The following is an 18,959-nucleotide window of genomic DNA, read 5'->3' as shown; positions in this document are numbered from 1 at the left end:
ATGTTTAGGCTGCATACTTTACCTGCTATTTGCGGCAAGCACGCCACCCAAGTAACCAAAACGTGACCCCCGTAACGGCCGAGACCGCTGGATAAGTTTCAATATGATTACTAAAAAGTATGGCAGAACATACAACCAAGGTTGCACCTATACCAAAATAGAACCTTGCCAGGCTCTGATCACGCCGACTGTCCATAAAGTTGTCGTAGAGTGTATCAATCCGTTGGTTCAGTGCATTGCCCTGGCGCAAACTGTCATACAGTAATTCCGGCAACTCCGGCAATTTTTCTGCCCAGAACGGAGCCCTACTTTTAACACCATCAATCACAGCCTGTGGTCCAACCTGTCGGGACATCCAGTCTTCCAGGAAGGGTTTGGCCGTATCCCACAAGTCCAGCTGCGGGTAGAGTTGGCGCCCTAACCCTTCGACATACAACAGGGTTTTCTGCAGCAGCACCAGTTGCGGCTGTACTTCCATATTGAAGCGACGTGCGGTATTAAACAGGTTCAGCAGCACATGGCCAAACGATATTTCAGCCAGTGGCTTTTCAAAAATAGGCTCGCACACCGTGCGGATCGCGAACTCGAAATCATCGATGTTGGTGTCTTTCGGTACCCAGCCTGAATCAACGTGCAACTCGGCCACTTTCCGATAGTCTCGGTTAAAAAAGGCCAGCAAGTTTTCAGCCAGGTAGCGCTTGTCTTCCCGGTTGAGGGTGCCGACGATACCACAATCGAGCGCAATCCACTGCGGATTTTCCGGGTTTTCTCGTGCAACAAAAATATTACCGGGGTGCATGTCGGCATGGAAGAAACTGTCGCGGAACACCTGGGTAAAGAAGATGTTCACTGCGTTTTCGGACAGCAGCTTCAAATCTGTGCCATTGGCCACCAGGGCATCGACATCAGAGACCTGAATGCCGTAAATTCGCTCCATCACCAGCAAGCGCTCGCTGCTGAGATCGGTATATACCTCAGGCACATACAGCATCTCGCTGTCTTCAAAGTTGCGGCGCAACTGAATACCGTTAGCCGCCTCGCGCATCAGGTTCAGCTCGTCCAGCAGGGTCTTCTCGTACTCCCGTACCACCTCGACCGGACGCAGGCGACGGGCTTCCGGCAACGCCCGCGACAAAATGCGCGCCATCCGGTACATCAGCTTAATATCGGCCTGAATCACCGGCAGAATATCCGGACGGATCACCTTGAGTACGACCTTGCGACCATCCGATTTCAGCGTCGCGGTATGAACCTGGGCAATAGAGGCGGATGCCAGCGGTGTTTCGTCAAAGTCATCAAACCAGGTTTCCAGCGGTCCACCCAGCGACTGCTCCATCTGCTGCTTTGCCAGCTTGCCGTCAAACGGGGCAACCTGATCCTGCAGCATCGCCAGCTGATCGGCGATATGCGGCGGAAACAAATCCCGGCGGGTCGACATCATCTGGCCGAACTTGATCCACACCGGTCCCAGCTCCTGCAGCGCCAGCCTCAGGCGGACACCCAGCGGTTTGTCGGCATGCTGGTTCTTGATCCAAAACAGTGACTTGCGAGCCATTTTCGGTGCTTTAACCCGCGGGTCGTCAGGCAAAAACTCATCCAGCCCGTAGCGCAGCTTCACCGTGGTTATTTGGTAGAGGCGTTTAAACTCCGAATAGGTCATCATGATTTAACGTCGCCCCAGCAGCTGATCAAGGCGGGCCTCGAAGCGGGCAACATCCGATTTCAAATCATCGACCTGATCGGCAAAGTGGGCAATCTCCAGCGCCTGCGGCGCAAGCTTCCATTCTTCGGTGATCACTTCTGCCAAATCGCGCTGACGTCGCTTCGCTTCCTGACGAATACGTTGCGCGCCAGTTTTCAGCCCGCTGACCAGGGTGTGGGCAACAATATCACCGGTATATTGCGACAGCTTCTCTTCCACATCCGGTTTTAGCCCGCTCAGCAATGCCGAGAACTGCTGGGCCAGCTGGATATCTCCTTCCAGCGCCAGCTTATCGGCCTTGATCAACTGGGTCAGGTTAGCCTGCTGACGCAGCTCCGGCAGCACGGTCAGGTTCAGTGCAAGTTCGCAGTCCACCTCACCTTCATAGACTGCCAGTACGTCTATTTGCTGACTGAAAATAAAGATCAGCTTCTTGCCAAACTCATTAATGGTTACGCTAATGACTTTGCCGCGCAGACGTCCCAAACGACGCTGACTCTCGGCGTCGTCCTTTAACAGGGTATTTAGCGAGGTTTCTACCGCGCCGGTAACAAAAGCATCGAATGGCATAATGTCCTCAGAACTTGTAGCCGCGGTGCAGGGCAACAATACCGCCCGTCAGGTTGTAGTACTGGGTCTGCTCGAAACCGGCATCCTTCATCATGCCTTCCAGCGTATCCTGATCCGGGTGCATCCGGATAGACTCAGCCAGATAGCGATAGCTTTCCGCATCATTGGCAATCAGTTCGCCCATTTTCGGTAACAGATGAAAAGAATAGGCATCGTAGACCTTAGACAGCGGCTCAAGCTGCGGCTTGGAAAACTCCAGCACCAACAGGCGGCCACCCGGCTTCAGTACCCGGAACATCGAGCGCAGTGCCTTGTCTTTGTCAGTCACGTTACGCAGACAAAAGCTAATAGTAATACAGTCAAAGTAATCATCCGGGAACGGCAGCTCTTCGGCATTGGCCTGCACATAACCGACGTTACCGACGATGCCGATATCACGCAGCTTGCTGCGACCGACTTTCAGCATCGAGTTGTTGATATCCGCCAGTACAACCTGACCATCTTCACCGACGATACGGGAAAACTTAGCCGTCAGATCACCCGTACCACCACCGAGATCCAACACACGATGGCCACGGCGAACACCACTGCAATCAATGGTAAAGCGCTTCCATACCCGATGGATACCCATCGACATCATGTCGTTCATAATGTCGTATTTCGCGGCTACGGAATGAAATACTTCCGCGACCAGATCCGCTTTGTCTTCCTTGGCTACAGTACGATAGCCAAAATGGGTCGTATCTTGTGTGGTGTCCGTCATGCTATATCCGTCATACTATATGTGTTTAATTATCCGGCTTAGTGTACTTGATGGCTGCGGTTTGCTCAAAGCACTACGGTAAATCATTTGCAACCGAGGCAGCGGGCGATAATACCGACGGTATGTTTTCTTCCGTGGCAGCGACCGCTGCTTGTGCCTGCTCGGCCAGAGCAGGGTTGATATCCCGCTTAACCTCAACACCCAGCAACTTGAAGCTTTCAGCCTGGCGGATCACATTGCCGCGCCCTGTCGCCAATTTATTCATTGCTCCCTGGTAGCTCAGGTTAGCTTTGTCGAGCGATGCCCCGACGGCTTCCATATCGGTAACAAACAAACGCAATTTGTCATAGAGCTTGCTGGCCCGCTCGGCAATTTGCTTGGCATTCTGATTCTGGCGCTCGTTACGCCACAGGTTGTTGATCGTACGCAGGGTCACCAGCAGGGTTGTCGGGCTGACCAGCATGATATTTTGATCCATGGCATCACGGATCAGGCTAGGATCGGCTTCGACTGCCGCCTGAAAGGCCGGTTCGACCGGGATGAACATCAGCACGTAGTCCAGGCTGCGAATACCATGCAACTGGTGATAGTCCTTACGGCTCAAGCCGCGCATATGACTTCGCACCGATGCCACATGCTCGCTCAGGGCCAGCTCCTGTTCGGCCTTGGTATCTGCATTGAAGAAACGTTCGTAGGCAACCAGCGACATCTTGGCATCGACCACCACGTCCTTCTCCTGTGGCAGGCGCACAACCACATCCGGCTGGTAGCGCTTGCCCTCTTCGTTTTCCAGGCTGATCTGGGTCTGGTACTCATGGCCTTCCCGCAACCCGGATTCGCTCAGTACCCGGGCCAGCACCACTTCGCCCCAGTTCCCCTGCGCCTTGTTGTCCCCTTTCAGGGCCTGGGTCAGGTTGATCGCCTCACGGGCCATCTGTTCGTTTAGCTGCTTCAGGTTATTGATCTCATGCACCAGAGTGTGGCGCTCACGGGCTTCCTGACTGAAATTGTCGGTCACCTGCTTTTTAAAGCCCTCCAGCTGCTCTTTGAGCGGGCTGAGCAGGTGTTCCAGGCTGAGCTTGTTCTGCTCGTCAACGGTTCGGGTTTTCTGTTCGAACAACCGGTTGGCCAGACTTTCAAACTGGACCCGCAACCGCTCTTCGGCATTTTCCAGCAAGGTAATCTTGTCATCTGCTGCTCTTTGCTCTTCGAAATGACGGGCCTCCTGCTCGCGCAGATCCGCCTCTAACCCGGCATTAGCCAGCCGGGCATTCTCCAGCTGTTCAGTCAGGTACTGTTTCTCATTTTTCAGCGCTTCGAAATGGCGCATTTTTTCCAATGCCGCCGCCAAACGGGCATGCATCTGACGCAACTCGGACGTCAGGCGGTCCCGTTCGACATCCAGTTCATCGAGATCCTGGTTTCGCTCTGCAAGCTGAGCCTGATAATGCTGTTCCTGGCTTTGGGCCAGGCGGGCATCCGCTTCTGCCTGCTGGCGGAGCAGTTGCGCTTGTTGCTGCCAGCGGCCTTTCATCCATAATGCCGTGATCACACTGGCTACGGTTGCTCCGGACAGCGCTGCAACAACAGCCAGCTCCGCTCCTGTGAGCCACTCAGTTATCATGATTTCCAACCCTAATTAATAGCAAGAATGATGGCTGTCAGACGAGCTCATTCTCGATTTATTCTGTGCTAAAGGCTAAGTGGATACTGGATAAATGTCCAGCCATTATGGCCGGTAAAGCGGCCTGAAAGGGGAGCTGCAACCCATCAGGCAGAATGATTGGGCTTGCTGTCACAGCCTGAGAAACCGCGATCTGGTCGGGCTATCGACAATCGAATAGACTGCGCTCTAGGCCTATTGACCTAAATATTATGAATAACCCGTGCTGCGACTTCTGATATAAAAGCAGACAAAAAGATGATGGATGAATAATGAACGAACGTTACGCTCTCGGATATGGGTTGGCAGCAGTTCTACTCTGGTCGACGGTTGCCACGGCATTTAAGATCACCCTTGATTTCTTCAGCCCGATCCAAATGATGGTGGCAGCCAGTGCGGTCTCCGCTTTCGCGCTGATAATTATCGCTTTCTTTCAGGGCAAGCTACATCTGCTTGGTCGCACGTTCATGGCCCGTCCTTTCTATTATCTGCTGCTCGGCTTGATCAATCCCTTTGCCTATTATCTGATCCTGTTCAAGGCCTATGACCTATTGCCAGCCTCGCAGGCCCAACCCCTCAATTACAGCTGGGCCATTACCCTGACTCTGATGGCCGCGGTGTTTCTCGGCCAGAAAATTCGCAAGCAGGACTGGGTAGCCTGTGGCTTAGGCTACCTGGGTGTAGTGGTGATCGCGACCAAGGGCGATATCATGGCATTGCAGTTTGATAACCCTACCGGAGTCGCACTGGCACTGTTATCCACGCTGCTGTGGGCCATGTACTGGATCCTCAATGCCAAGAACCAGGCCGATCCCGTACTGGGCGTATTGCTCGGCTTTTTGGTTTCGCTGCCTTTTTCGATCGGCCTCAGCCTTTATCTCGGCAACTGGCCAAGCGTGCCGTGGCAAGGCTGGCTTGCCGTCGGCTATGTCGGGCTGTTTGAGATGGGCGTGACGTTTGTCCTGTGGCTCAATGCCCTGAGACTCACCCGCAACACAGCCCGGATCAGCAACCTGATCTTCATTTCGCCATTTATCTCCCTGCTGTTGCTGGCAACCATCATCGGCGAAGAAATCCATCCCTCGACCCTTGCCGGGCTGGTGCTGATTGTCTGCGGACTGTTGATCCAGCAATGGAAAGGCAAAAAAAAACCTGCCACAGCGTGACAGGCAAATCATAGAAGGGTTGTCGAGACCCAGCGCCCTGCAGGGAAAAGGCGTCTAGTTATAAATTCAGTATTCTTAGCTGGTTGTTGCGACAGCATGCCAGCGGCGACCCAACTTTGACCACAGGATCAACAGGCCGGGAACCAATAGCCACATCTGCAGCGTCAGCAGCATCGGCGGGGTTAAATCCAAACGCTGAGTCAGGCTCACCATCATGCCGGCACCGCTCATCTGGAACAGCCCCAGCAATGCCGCAGCCGTGCCGGCACGGTCACCGAACGGTGCCAGCGCCTTGCCTGCCGCCGAGCCCAAGACAAAGGCAAAACCAAAAGACGACATAAAGATAGGCACCATAAAGGCCCATGCCTGATGAATGCTGCTCAGTACCAGCATCGCCGCTCCGGAGCCAATCAGCATCAGCAAACCGAGATTTAGGGTGTTACGGGTACCAAACTTATCCATGTATTTGGGTGCCACCATGCAGGCCAGAATATTCAGGACAGCATTCACTCCGAACCACATTGTAAACTGTCCCATGCTCTGTCCCTGCTCCACCATCAGCCATACCGGCGCCGAGGTCACATAGGCCAGAATCACCGCCATCGACAGCATACAAAGCGTGGCGTGGAACAAAAACACCGGTTCGCGCAACACCGACATATAGCGTTCAGCACTGAACAGCACACCATCAGCCTTGGTTTCCGCCGGGCGTGTTTCCTTGAAAAAGACCGCCAGGAAGGTACCGGCTACCAGGGCAAAGCCAGCCATAAAGCTGAAGTTCGAACGCCAGCCAAATTCATGGGTCAGCCACGAGCCCAGCAGCGGTGCCAATGCCGGAATAAAGCAGATCGCCCCATTGAGGTAGCTGATCATTCGGCCGCTACGCTCAGGCCCGAAGCTGTCGCGAACGGCGGCAAAGGCAGCCACCGAGGTTGCACAGGCACCGAACCCCTGCAGCAGTCTAGCCACCAGCAATAAATCCAGTGTCTGCGCCCAGTACGCCATCGCCGCACTGAGGGCATAAATACTTACTCCGCCCAGGGCAATAGGGCGACGTCCAAAACGGTCAGCCAGCGGGCCTGCCAATAGCTGTCCCAGGCCGAGGCTAAACATAAACCAGGTCACCGTATCCTGAACCCGGGTGGCATCAACCGCAAAGGTCTCTGCCATCGCCGGCAGGGCGGGCAGGTAGATATCGATAGCCAATGGGCTAAACAGGACAAGGGTGACCATCAGGGCGACCAATCTTGTTCCGGACTGCGTTTTTTCAGGCTTCATGTGACTTTCCTCTCTTGTTATGGCGGCAGTCTAAGCCCTTAGAGATATGAACAGAAATGGTTTATATTCAAATCAGAATTTCCATTCTGGAATATCACTCTGCCTGAGGTTTTGTTGTGTCTTTTGAAAAACTTGCCCGTATCGATCTCAACTTGCTGGTTTGCCTCCATGTCCTGCTGGAAGAGCGCAGTGTGACCCATGCCGCCAGACGGCTGAACCTCAGCCAGTCGGCGGTCAGCAAAAGCCTGACGAGACTTCGCGAGCAATTTAGCGATCCGCTCTTTACCCGTACCGCCCACGGTATGGCACCAACTCCCCGGGCGCAGGCTCTGCTTCCCCTGCTCGATCACCTGCTGCGAGAAATCGAACTGCTCACTGCCCCGGCAGAGTTTATTCCCGAGACCAGCGAACGCCATTTCAAAATGGCCCTGGTCGAGAGCGCCTACCCGCTTTTTCTGCCGCAGTTCTTGGGGGAGATTTTTGCCAAAGGACCCAATATCATTCTCGATACCCAGGCATGGGAGCCTAATACCTTTGATCGGCTCCAGCGGGGCGAAATTGATTTCGGGATCACCGGCAAGGATCTCAACCCCAAGGACGCAATGCTGACCCTGATGCCGCCAAAAGGAATTGTGTTCCAGGAGTTATGCCGTGATACCCAGCGCTGTATTGTCCGCCAGGGCCACCCGATCCTGTGCCAGACCGACAGGGAGTGGGATCAGGACTACTACCTCGAACAACGCCATATCCAGGTCCGCTGCGGGCAGGACGATCGCTGGCTGCTGGACTACAAACTGGCCGAGAAAGGCTTGCACCGTGACATCGCGATGTACGTGCCGGACTTCAACAGTGCTGCCAGTTTATGCACCCATACCGATCTCGTATTTACCGCCCCGAGTCACTTTGCCCATTACATCACCGCCCAGCTCGATCTCGTGGTATTACCGCTTCCGCCAGAACTTCCTGCTATGGCATACACGCTTTTCTGGCATCAACATCAAGAAAAAGACCTCGGGCACAGTTGGTTAAGGGAGTTAATCATCAGCCGATGTCGTGATTTGTCTACCACCTAATTGCAGCCGACTTGCAAAAGCGCTAACGTTATGGCCGCAGCCTGAACAACTCAGTGCAAGGCAACCTGTCTCATTACTCGTCGCCTTGCTTTGATTTCTTCAGGTTGGCATTCATTCCGTCATTCAGACGGCGGCAAAAACAAGGAACCTCAAAACATGCAAGAAGTTATCTCACAACGTGTTGAGCAGATCCGCCAATGGTTGGCCGACAACCAGCTAGACGCTTTGCTTATTCCTCATGAAGATGAATACCTCGGCGAATATATCCCGGCCCATAACGAACGTTTGCTGTGGGCAACAGGTTTTACGGGATCGGCCGGTATGGCGGTGATCACGCGTGAAAAAGCAGCTGTATTTGTCGACGGTCGCTATGTTGTTCAGGTCCGTAAGCAAGTACCGGGCGACGTTTTCGAATACCGCCATCTGATTGACGAACCGCCAGTCCAGTGGACCCAGGATAATCTGGCCGCCGGCAGCAAAGTGGCTGTTGATGCCCGCCTGCATAGCGGCGCCTGGCTGGCTCGAACCACCGAAAGCCTGGCCGGAGCCCTTGAGCTTGTTTGTGTTGATGCCAACCCTATCGATACCCTTTGGCATGACCGTCCGGCAGCGACACTGTCCGATGCAAAACTAATGGGTCTGGATTTCGTTGGCCAGAGCAGCGCCGACAAGCGCAGCAACATTGCAACCGAGCTAAAAAAACAAAAAGCCGAAGCGGCCCTGCTGACTCAGGTAGACAGCATTGCCTGGCTGCTGAATGTCCGCGGCAGCGATGTACCGAGCCTGCCGGTATTGCTATCAACAGCGATCATCCATGCTGACGAGAGCGTTGACTTCTACATCGACCCGGCGCGTCTGCCTGCAGAGTTTGCCGCCCATGTCGGTGAAGGTGTCCGTATCCATAAGCCAGAAGCACTGGAAGCAGGACTTCAGTCTCTGAACGGCAAACCGGTATTGATTGACCCGGCCACCAGCAATGCCTGGGCAGCTCAGGTACTGCGTACAGCAGGTGCCAGCCTGATTGAAGCTGCGGATCCTTGTCTGCTACCAAAAGCGGCGAAAAACCCGACTGAAATTGCCGGCATGAAAGCCTGCCATATTCGCGATGGTGTCGCTGTCTCCAAGTTCCTGGCATGGGTTGATGCCCAAGTTGCAGCAGGTAACCTGCTAGACGAAGGTACGCTGTCTGACAAGCTGTGGCAGTTCCGCATTCAGGACACCAGCTGCACCGATGTCAGCTTCGATACGATTTCGGCTGCCGGCGGCAACGCTGCCATGTGCCACTACAACCACCAGAACCAGCCGGAGCCAAGCGTTCTGGAAATGGACAATGTTTACCTGGTTGATTCAGGCGGCCAGTACCCAGACGGTACAACGGACATTACCCGTACCATCGCTATCGGCCAGCCGGGCGACGAGGTCAAGCAAACCTTCACCCTGGTACTGAAAGGCCATATTGCCCTGGCGACCGCCCGTTTCCCGAAAGGCACCACCGGCTCTCAGCTCGATGCACTGGCTCGCCAGCACCTATGGGCACACGGCTTTGACTACGACCACGGTACCGGCCACGGTGTCGGCCACTTCCTGAGCGTCCATGAGGGCCCGCAACGCATTGCCAAGGTCCATAACCCAACCGCCCTGCTACCGGGCATGGTGTTATCGAACGAGCCGGGTTACTACCGCGCCGATGCCTTTGGTATCCGTATCGAGAACCTAGAACTGGTTGTTGAAGTGGAAACTGCTGGCGATATGACGGTGATGGGCTTTGAGTCACTGACCCGCGCTCCGATTGACCGTCGTCTAGTCGATATGAGTCTGCTGACAGATGTCGAACTGGCATGGCTAAACAACTACCACAAGACAGTGTTCGAGGTTATCAGCCCGGCACTGGAAGGTGATGATCTGGCTTGGCTGGCACAGGCAACAACACCGCTCAAGCGCTAACAGCTCATCTCAAGCTGTAGATACCACAACGCCCGCATCCTCGCGGGCGTTATCATATAGACTGTTCAGGATTTGGCTCTAGAGCAAAGAGAAAGCGCGGAGTTTATAGATATAGAGCCAAATATCAACAGTCCGCTAGCCCGAGTAGGCATGGTGCCAGTCCTTCCACACCACCTCGAAACCGTGCTTTTTGACCGCCTCTGCCACGGCAGCGGCCGAGCGCTCATCACTGATCGAGAACTGCTCCAGTTCCGGCTCGTCATCGGCATAGCCGCCCGGCTGTGTTTTCGATCCGGCCGACATGCTGGTTACCCCTAACGGCAAGGCATTATCTCGAAACTGTGGCGACTCACGGGTCGATAGCGACAACTCCACTTCCGGGTTAAACAGGCGGTAGGCACAGATCAGCTGTACCAATTGGCGATCATCCATAACGGACTTGGGCTGCAGGCCCCCTTCACAAGGCCTTAGCCGCGGAAACGAGATGGAATAGCGGGTCTGCCAGTAGGTGCGCTCAAGGTAGTCGAGGTGACTGGCGACATAGAAACAGTCCGTGCGCCACTCTTCCAATCCAATCAGGGCGCCAATGCCTATCTTATCAATCCCGGCTTTCGCCAGGCGATCCGGTGTTTCCAGCCGGAATTCAAAGTCCATTTTGTTGCCCCGCAAATGATGCTCGGCATAAGTTGATGCGCTGTAGGTCTCCTGGTATACCATCACGGCGTCCAGTCCCAAGGCTTTCAACTCGGCATACTCATCCTGATCCAGCGGCTGAACTTCCATGGCCAGGTAGCTGAACTGCTCTTTGACCGCCGGCACCGCTTCACGAAAATACGCCATCCCGACCTTACGCTCATGCTCGCCGGTCACCAGCAGCACGCTATCAAAATTCATCGCTTTGATAGCCTGACATTCTCGGGCGATTTCAGACTTATTCAATGTCCGGCGCTTGATCCGGTTCTCCATCGAAAAACCGCAATAGGTACAGGCATTGGCACACAGGTTCGACAGATAGAGCGGCACATAAAAGGAAATCGTATGGCCGAACCGCTTGCGGGTCAGCGCAGCCGACTGCTGCGCCATTTGTTCCAGATAAGGCTCGGCCGCAGGAGAAATCAAGGCCTTGAAATCCTCCAGATCGCGCTTGGGTTTGCGCAGGGCACGCTCAACATCCGACGCCGTTTTGCTGTAAATCGACAGCCGGATATCATCCCACTCAAGCTGCTTCCAGACATCAACGTAACTCATGTCGAACCCCTATGCGCTCTGATCCAAAAAAGCCGTCAGCGGGCTGGAAGCAATCGCATGGTTAACCGTACCGGCCAGCCCTGCTTCATAGGCCATGCGGCCGCTCTCAACAGCCAGCTTAAAGGCCTTGCCCATGGCTACCGGATCGGCCGCGGCCGCAATCGCGGTATTCACCAACACCGCATCGGCCCCCATCTCCATCGCTTCGGCGGCATGAGAAGGAGCACCAATACCGGCATCGACTATTACCGGCACCCGCGCCTGATCGATGATGATTTCCAAAAAATCACGCGATGCCAGTCCTTTATTGGAACCTATCGGTGCCCCAAGCGGCATCACCGCCGCACAGCCGGCCTCTTCCAGTCGTTTACACAACACCGGATCGGCATGGCAATAAGGCAATACGATAAAGCCTTCACGCACCAGTTCTTCAGCGGCTGCCAGGGTTTCAATCGGATCGGGCATCAGGTATTTCGGGTCCGGGTGAATTTCCAGCTTCAGCCAATTTGTTCCCAGCGCTTCGCGCGCCAGTTTTGCGGCAAATACGGCTTCTTTTGCATTCTTTGCGCCCGAGGTATTAGGTAGCAAGTTCACCCCGGCAGCCACAAGTGGAGCCAAAATATCATCGTCACGATTTTCGATATCGACCCGCTTTAAGGCCATGGTGACCAGCTCTGACCCGGAAGCAATAATAGAGTCCGCCATTGCCTGACTGTTGGCATATTTTCCCGTGCCGGTAAACAGGCGGGATGAAAACGTCTTGTCTGCAATAGTAAGCATTTAGCCTCCGGCAATAGCTTGGAATAAGGCAATACGATCGCCCGTATTAAGTAATGTGCTGTCCCACTCGCTGCGGGCAACAATATCGTCATTCAGCGCCACCGCCGTTGCCTGCAACGGCATTTCCAACGTGGTTAGCAACGCTGTCAGGCTCTGTCCTTCCGGGCATCTCACAGGTTTGTCATTGACCTGAACCTGAATGACGGATGTTGTGTCTGTCATAATTCGTTATTCTCCTGTGCCACATACCGGGCACCCTTTATCTTGAGCAAGATTGAACCTGTGCCATGCCATCATCAGCCCGTCGAACTGCTGCAAAGCGCCAAAGGCAACTTCTCCGGCGCCGGTAATCAACTTGATAGCCTCCAGCGCCTGCATGGTTCCCATCATGCCGACAACCGGGCCGGCAATACCGGAGTTGCTGCAGTTCTGTGGCTCTTGCGGGTCATCCACCTGCCAGGGAAACAGGCAGTGATAACAAGGCCCCCGGCCCTGACGAAAATCAAAAGCCATCAGCTGTCCCTGCCAGCGAATAGCAGCGCCTGAAATCAATGCTTTGTTGGCACGAAAACAGGCACGGTTTACGGCATGGCGCGTCTCAAGGTTGTCAGAGCAATCAAGCACCACATCGGCCAGCGCCACTTCCATCGCCAGTCTCTGATCAGCAAGCCGAGCCTGGACCGGACGAACCCGGATATCAGGATTCAGCGCCTTTAGCTGCTCTGCCGCCGCCTGCGCCTTACTCTGTCCCTGATGGTTATCACGGTAGATCACCTGCCGCTGCAAGTTCGAACTGTCGACCTCGTCATCGTCAGCGATAATAATATTGCCGACACCGGCCCCGGCCAGATACAGCGCAGCCGCCGAACCCAGCCCGCCGGCACCGACCAGTAACACCTGCGCTTCAGCCAATAACTGCTGACCCTGCTCGCCGATCTCGGGTAGCATGATCTGGCGGTTATAGCGTAGAAACGCCTGATCACTGAGCATCATCGCCATCCTTGGTATGCTCATGGCGAACCAACAACTGATTAAAGGCGTCAACCGCAGCCTGGGTATCGTCGGCCTGAGTCACCGCGCGAACCACCGCCACGCTGCTGACACCGGTGCGCCAGACTTTTTCAGCCCGGGCCAAGTCAATGCCGCCAATGGCCACGGTAGGGAACTGATCACCAATCAGCTTCTGATATAGCGCCAGCCGGTTCAGCCCCTGTGGCTTGGACGGCATCTCTTTGGTCGTGGTCGGGAAGATATGTCCCAGCGCGATATAACTCGGCGCGAACTCGACCGCCCGCAAAATTTCATAATAGCCATGGGTCGACAGACCCAGGCGCAAACCGGCCTGCTGGATTGCCTGCAAATCGGCCGTTTCCAAATCTTCCTGCCCAAGGTGGACCCCGTAGGCCTGATGTTTGATGGCCAACTGCCAGTAATCATTCACATACACCTGGGCCTGATGCTGGTTTCCGGCAGTAATGATTTGCTTAACCTGGGCTTCCAGAGTCGGCTCGGCCGGATCCTTGATCCGCAGCTGAGTGGTGGTCACTCCCATCGATAGCAAGCGCTCCACCCACTCCGCCGAATCCACTACCGGATACAGTGCCAACTGGGCAGGATCTGTCGCGACAAAGGGCGCGACGGCCACTTCCTTGCTGCTCCAGCCCAGTTCATCCACTTCCTGATGATTGGCCGTGAGCGGACGCGGGAACAGCTCTCGCGTCATTGGCCAACCCGTTTCACCATAGCCATCCGCATGACTTTCAAAGTAGCCTCGGGCATGGGCTCGGGACAGCGTGACCGCATCTTCCAGCGGGTAGTCCAACGCCAACGCTGCCAGCAGCATGGCACGCTGTGGTTCACTGGCACCGGCATGATGGCAATAGACGGCCCTCGCCTCGCCATTGTGGTGCCAAATATCGACGCAGCCCTTCTCGGTCGGTAAACCACAAACAACCAAAGACGGATCAGCAGCCACTTTCTGCTGTATCTCGCAAAGTTCCGGATAAGGTGCAATCCACTGATCCAGCACCTTATAGCCGGCAATATCAGCCTCAGCCTGATTAAACACCAGGCTGAACTGACGCTCTTCGATTTGAATATCGACAGTCTCCGACTCGCTCCACTCCACACTCACCTGCTCGCCCAACTGATATTTATCAGCCGCAGCAAGCAAAGGTTCCACATGCATCAGCAGTGGCGTTAAACTATCGGGTAAACATAAAGAGCTCATTAACTATCCTCTTGAACAGGGTGATATAACTCACTACCTCGAGCCCGGAATTCATCGGCTTTCTGCTGCATACCTTCGAGAGGATCTTCAAGCAGCTTGATGGCCAGCTCCTCGTTCTTTTCCAGATCGCTGGCATAATCCCGCACTTCCTGCGAGATCTTCATCGAACAGAATTTGGGTCCACACATTGAACAGAAGTGAGCCACTTTTCCGGACTCCTGAGGTAGAGTTTCATCATGATAGGCGCGCGCCGTATCCGGGTCTAAACCTAGGTTAAATTGATCTTCCCAGCGAAATTCAAAGCGCGCTTTAGACAATGCATTATCACGAACTTGGGCCCCCGGATGACCTTTTGCCAAGTCTGCCGCATGAGCACATAGCTTGTACGTGATCAGACCCACTTTTACATCGTCTTTATTTGGTAATCCCAAATGTTCCTTCGGTGTGACATAACAAAGCATGGCACAACCGTACCAGCCAATCATCGCCGCACCAATCCCCGAGGTGATGTGGTCATAGCCAGGAGCAATATCGGTCGTTAGCGGGCCAAGGGTATAAAAAGGCGCTTCATGGCAATGCTTGAGCTGCTCTTCCATATTTTCTTTGATCATGTGCATCGGCACATGGCCCGGGCCTTCAATCATCACCTGCACATCGTATTCCCAGGCAATCTTGGTCAGCTCACCGAGGGTGCGTAATTCACTAAACTGAGCTTCGTCATTGGCATCGGCAACAGATCCCGGACGCAAGCCGTCACCCAACGACAGGGCAATATCGTACTGGGCACAGATTTCGCAAATCTCGCGAAAATGCTCATACAGGAAGCTTTCCTGATGGTGGGCCAGACACCACTTGGCCATGATAGAACCACCACGGGAGACAATCCCCGTCACTCGCTTGGCAGTCATCGGGACATAACGCAGCAAGACTCCGGCATGGATCGTAAAGTAATCGACCCCTTGCTCAGCCTGCTCCAGCAGCGTGTCGCGGAAGACTTCCCAGTTCAGGTTCTCGGCGATCCCGTTCACCTTCTCCAATGCCTGATACATAGGAACCGTACCGATCGGTACCGGGCTATTGCGGATGATCCACTCACGGGTTTCATGGATGTTACGACCGGTAGACAGATCCATCACAGTATCGCCGCCCCAGCGGGTCGACCATACCAGCTTCTCCACCTCTTCCTCGATAGACGAGCTCACGGCGGAATTACCAATATTGGCATTCACCTTTACCAGAAAGTTACGGCCAATGATCATCGGCTCGGTTTCCGGGTGGTTGATATTGGCAGGAATAATGGCGCGACCTTCTGCCACTTCTCGGCGAACAAATTCCGGCGTGATCTCTTCCGGCAAGTTGGCCCCAAAGCTGATCCCCGGGTGCTGTTGGTTCAGGACTTCGTCACGATACTTGGCCCGGCCCATGTTTTCGCGGATTGCGATGAACTCCATTTCCGGTGTAATGATCCCCTGGCGAGCATAGTGCAATTGGGTCACGCATTTGCCAGCTTTGGCGCGGCGTATACGGTTTGCTTCGGCAAAACGCAGTTCATCCAGCGTTTCATCAGCCAGACGCTCTTTGGAATAAGCGGAGCTAAGCTCATCAAGCAACTCGGTATCGGCACGCTCGGCAATCCAGTTTTCGCGCACTTTCGGTAGCCCGGCATAGATATCAACCGCCTGCGCCGGATCGGTGTAATAGCCCGAGGTGTCATAAACACGCACCGGCTCATTCGGCTCGAAGACAGGTTCTTGTTTTGTACCGCCGACCAAACTATCCGACAGCGATATCTCGCGCATTGGCACCTGGAGATCAGAACGGCTCCCTTGCACATAGACTTTCTGGGAGTTGGGGTAAGGTTGGGCAGTCAGTGAATCAATAAATTGTTTAGCTTCCAGTCTCGCTTGTTTGCGACTCGACATAGCAATTTCCTTTATATTCCATATAGGGGGAAGTTGCTTGACGGATTGGTGCTTAAACAAGAGGCGTACACGTAGGGTGTGCAGCGTCATCTGGTACCGCAGCTACAGTTTTATGGATCATAAAGGTGCAGCTAAACAGAAGATTTTTCTCTTGTTCCCTTCGCAGGTATTAGCCCGATCAGGTTCTACGGATCCCGCAATGCGGTCTCAGCCAGTTGGCACTCCGACAAGTTGAGTGAAGAGTATAGGTAAGCCGGCTATCAGCAGCAAGTGCAATCGACAGAAAATGTTTAACGAATGTAAAAACAACTCGGGCCGCACTGTCATGCGGCCCGATAATTATTTGGTGTACTTTTTCACCACCGTCTTAAGCAAGGACGAATGCGTATCTCTTAGCTCACCTAACTTATGGGTGATTGTCGGCGCTCCATCCAGATCGAACAATTTCGGCACAGCCACTCTCTGAGAAGAATAGATACCGGTATGACCGCTAAAGTAATAGGCGGTATAACAAGCAATAGCGAAATACAGCATATGCTCGGCACCAAACAGTTCAATCCCCATAATGGTACACGCCAGTGGTGTATTAGTGGCCGCGGCAAACACCGCCAGGAACCCTAACGCAGCAAACAGATCGACAGGGGCACCCAACAGCCAGGCCATGGTATTGCCGAGTGTCGCCCCGACAAAGAACAGCGGAGTTACCTCACCGCCTTTATAACCGGCAGCCAGAGTAATCGCCGTCAGCAGTAGTTTTAGCAACCAGCTGTACCATTCCGCGCCACCTTCGGTAAACGCACTGAGGATACTAACTCCCCCTTCCCGGCTTGAATAAACACCGAGGCCGATGTAGTCATAGTTACCTATTAGCTGAACCGCAGCGATAACAATCAGGCCGCCAACGACAACAATAAGATAGGGGTTTTTCAATGTTGCTTTGAAGATGTCCTTAAACACATGGGTCAGCTCGCCAAACAGGTACCCCGCCAAACCAAAAGCAACGGCTGCCAACACAATCTTCGCTATCATCACGATATCGACTTTGATGGCATGCTCGAACAACGTAATGGTCTCAAGAAAGTCTATCCGGTAATGCGTATGGTGAGCTCCCCACGCGCTGCATACAACATCTGCAAGAATAGCGGCAAACAAGGCAGGAATGATGGCATCGTAGCGCAGACGTCCTATCGCCAGTACCTCAAGGGCAAATATCGCCCCTGTCAGCGGCGTACCAAACACCGCGCCAAAGCCGGCAGCCACACCTGCAATTAATATCAGACGCGTATCAGCTTCGTTGAGCTTGAACACTCGGGCTAGCCAATGTGTTGTCGCCCCACCAATCTGCACTGCGGTTCCTTCACGCCCCGCTGAACCGCCGAATAAATGGGTGATCACTGTTGTGATTAAAACCAGCGGCCCCATGCGTGTAGGGATACCAGCGCCAGGTTCATGGATCTCATCCATGATCAGATTATTGCCACCTTCGGAGTTCTTACCCAAATTACGGTAACAATAGACAATGACAATACCGGCCAGCGGCAGCAAATAAATCAACCACGCATTATCGATTCGTGTTTCATTGGCAAGATTTAGGATCCACAGAAAAAAGGCATTTAGAGAGCCGACAATAACGGCAACAGGGATAATAAGAAGCGTCCATCTCAGGATCTGGACAAAAATTTTAGGATTAGCGCTTAATGGGTGTGCCATACCAAGTTTCTATCTCATTTGGGAATATGTTCAAGGATAGATGCTATGGCAAATGACCGGGCCCCACCATAGACGGATCTATCCTACTACAGCAGGAGTCATCATCTCAGTCGAGCGGTTAAAGGTGGAACTCCATCACCCGTTACTAACAATGGCTGTCAGTAACAACTGTCGTATGCTATCGGTAATTATCAGAAGCAACAAGCGTAAAATGCATGTTTACCCATTTGGGTTGACCTTGAACAACTTTCACATCATCCAGATACAGCAAAGCCCCGACATTTCTGTCGAGGCTTTTATATGTGGCAGGGGTGGAGAGATTCGAACTCCCAACACGCGGATTTGGAATCCGCTGCTCTGCCAATTGGAGCTACACCCCTGTAGTGCTGTTTTCAGCGACTTCCCAGAATTTAACTCATTCCTTAGGAAGTGATGAGTATTTTATACAGCTAGCAGAGAATTACCAGAGTTAATTCAAGAATAATTAAAATTTACATCCAAATGCACGGATAACAATCAAATCATTCATTTAGCGTTCAATCTCTGATTTTCCCTAGGTGCTCATCCACTGACTACAGTGCCGCTTGTGCCTTTTTCTTCTTGTAGACAGCGAACGCCACAACAGCAGGACCGACAACCAGCATTCCCATTCCCAGACAGGCAAGTGCTGTCATTACCAACATTTCGAACTCAGACATAGTTGAACCTCATTGACTTTACTTTGTAGTTTTCGGCCTTTATTCAGAGCCTGTTATTGATACGTTATAGGTACAAAATGATAACAAGAAACACAAACAAAACAATCAGTTAACAATTAATAGACCGAGTCATACCAATCTAAGTAAAAATATGATCTAATTGAGGATTGTCTTTCAGATGATCAAATCGCTATGGATAGCCTCAATAATAT

General features: G+C 53.4%; 16 protein-coding genes, 1 tRNA gene and 2 riboswitches. Of the genes, 3 read left to right on the top strand and 14 right to left on the bottom strand.

All coding sequences use genetic code 11. The annotated features are described in order from the left end of the window. Window positions 1-25: 25 nt before the first annotated feature. From ubiB to rmuC, 4 genes are all read right to left on the bottom strand, one after another. Window positions 26-1,660 carry a ubiquinone biosynthesis regulatory protein kinase UbiB gene (gene ubiB, locus BIT28_RS02855; RefSeq protein ID WP_075762207.1) on the bottom strand — a complete coding sequence of 545 codons (1,635 nt, stop codon included), beginning with the start codon at window positions 1,658-1,660 and terminating at the stop codon, window positions 26-28. 6 nt (window positions 1,661-1,666) lie between these two features. Further along, window positions 1,667-2,272 carry a ubiquinone biosynthesis accessory factor UbiJ gene (locus BIT28_RS02850; protein WP_075762131.1) on the bottom strand — a complete coding sequence of 202 codons (606 nt, stop codon included), beginning with the start codon at window positions 2,270-2,272 and terminating at the stop codon, window positions 1,667-1,669. A 7-nt stretch (window positions 2,273-2,279) separates the two neighbouring features. Then, entirely contained in the window at window positions 2,280-3,035 is a 756-nt protein-coding gene (gene ubiE / locus BIT28_RS02845; RefSeq protein WP_075762130.1) for a bifunctional demethylmenaquinone methyltransferase/2-methoxy-6-polyprenyl-1,4-benzoquinol methylase UbiE, read from the bottom strand. 73 nt (window positions 3,036-3,108) lie between these two features. Further along, window positions 3,109-4,659 carry a DNA recombination protein RmuC gene (gene rmuC / locus BIT28_RS02840; protein WP_075762129.1) on the bottom strand — a complete coding sequence of 517 codons (1,551 nt, stop codon included), beginning with the start codon at window positions 4,657-4,659 and terminating at the stop codon, window positions 3,109-3,111. Between the two features lie 311 nt (window positions 4,660-4,970). Here rmuC and BIT28_RS02835 point away from each other — a divergent pair, with 311 nt between their 5' ends. Next, window positions 4,971-5,864 carry a DMT family transporter gene (locus BIT28_RS02835; RefSeq protein WP_075762128.1) on the top strand — a complete coding sequence of 298 codons (894 nt, stop codon included), beginning with the start codon at window positions 4,971-4,973 and terminating at the stop codon, window positions 5,862-5,864. 75 nt (window positions 5,865-5,939) lie between these two features. Here the strand turns inward: BIT28_RS02835 and BIT28_RS02830 are convergent, their stop codons facing one another. After that, window positions 5,940-7,142, bottom strand: a complete 1,203-nt coding sequence (locus BIT28_RS02830; RefSeq protein WP_075762127.1) for a multidrug effflux MFS transporter — start codon at window positions 7,140-7,142, stop codon at window positions 5,940-5,942. A gap of 116 nt (window positions 7,143-7,258) precedes the next feature. On the opposite strand from BIT28_RS02830, the gene BIT28_RS02825 reads away from it, so the two are divergent. Together BIT28_RS02825 and BIT28_RS02820 are read left to right on the top strand one after the other, a co-directional pair. Continuing rightward, entirely contained in the window at window positions 7,259-8,215 is a 957-nt protein-coding gene (locus BIT28_RS02825; RefSeq protein WP_075762126.1) for a LysR substrate-binding domain-containing protein, read from the top strand. A gap of 156 nt (window positions 8,216-8,371) precedes the next feature. Continuing rightward, complete coding sequence (locus tag BIT28_RS02820; protein WP_075762125.1) at window positions 8,372-10,159, top strand: aminopeptidase P family protein; 1,788 nt, start codon at window positions 8,372-8,374, stop codon at window positions 10,157-10,159. A gap of 135 nt (window positions 10,160-10,294) precedes the next feature. Here the strand turns inward: BIT28_RS02820 and thiH are convergent, their stop codons facing one another. From thiH to BIT28_RS30155, 9 genes are all read right to left on the bottom strand, one after another. After that, window positions 10,295-11,407 carry a 2-iminoacetate synthase ThiH gene (gene thiH / locus BIT28_RS02815; protein WP_075762124.1) on the bottom strand — a complete coding sequence of 371 codons (1,113 nt, stop codon included), beginning with the start codon at window positions 11,405-11,407 and terminating at the stop codon, window positions 10,295-10,297. 9 nt (window positions 11,408-11,416) lie between these two features. Beyond that, window positions 11,417-12,187: a thiazole synthase gene (locus BIT28_RS02810; RefSeq protein WP_075762123.1), complete on the bottom strand. Its 771-nt coding sequence runs from the start codon at window positions 12,185-12,187 to the stop codon at window positions 11,417-11,419. After that, complete coding sequence (thiS, locus tag BIT28_RS02805; RefSeq protein WP_083651710.1) at window positions 12,188-12,409, bottom strand: sulfur carrier protein ThiS; 222 nt, start codon at window positions 12,407-12,409, stop codon at window positions 12,188-12,190. Between the two features lie 6 nt (window positions 12,410-12,415). Beyond that, window positions 12,416-13,177: a HesA/MoeB/ThiF family protein gene (locus BIT28_RS02800; RefSeq protein ID WP_089153652.1), complete on the bottom strand. Its 762-nt coding sequence runs from the start codon at window positions 13,175-13,177 to the stop codon at window positions 12,416-12,418. Then, window positions 13,167-14,417, bottom strand: a complete 1,251-nt coding sequence (locus BIT28_RS02795; RefSeq protein WP_075762121.1) for a thiamine phosphate synthase — start codon at window positions 14,415-14,417, stop codon at window positions 13,167-13,169. The genes BIT28_RS02800 and BIT28_RS02795 overlap by 11 nt, the downstream gene beginning before the upstream one ends. Continuing rightward, a complete protein-coding gene (gene thiC / locus BIT28_RS02790) occupies window positions 14,417-16,339 on the bottom strand; it encodes a phosphomethylpyrimidine synthase ThiC (protein ID WP_075762120.1) in 1,923 nt (640 codons plus the stop codon). The genes BIT28_RS02795 and thiC overlap by 1 nt, the downstream gene beginning before the upstream one ends. Window positions 16,340-16,477: 138 nt before the next feature. Continuing rightward, window positions 16,478-16,575, bottom strand: a riboswitch (TPP riboswitch). 103 nt (window positions 16,576-16,678) lie between these two features. Further along, window positions 16,679-18,049, bottom strand: coding sequence for a voltage-gated chloride channel family protein (locus BIT28_RS02785; protein ID WP_075762119.1), 1,371 nt, complete (start codon window positions 18,047-18,049; stop codon window positions 16,679-16,681). A gap of 85 nt (window positions 18,050-18,134) precedes the next feature. After that, a riboswitch (Fluoride riboswitch) is annotated at window positions 18,135-18,198 on the bottom strand. A 154-nt stretch (window positions 18,199-18,352) separates the two neighbouring features. Further along, window positions 18,353-18,429: transfer RNA gene (locus BIT28_RS02780), tRNA-Trp, on the bottom strand. Window positions 18,430-18,621: 192 nt separating this feature from the next. Continuing rightward, the gene (locus tag BIT28_RS30155; RefSeq protein WP_275690384.1) at window positions 18,622-18,747 is read right to left on the bottom strand and encodes a hypothetical protein; all 126 of its coding nucleotides are present in this window, start codon (window positions 18,745-18,747) and stop codon (window positions 18,622-18,624) included. Window positions 18,748-18,959: the final 212 nt, after the last annotated feature.

This window comes from Photobacterium proteolyticum, assembly GCF_001939735.1.
Classification (GTDB): Bacteria; Pseudomonadota; Gammaproteobacteria; order Enterobacterales; family Vibrionaceae; genus Photobacterium; species Photobacterium proteolyticum.
The sequence above is the reverse complement of the archived record's forward strand: the minus strand, read 5'-3'. Positions and strand labels throughout refer to the sequence as shown.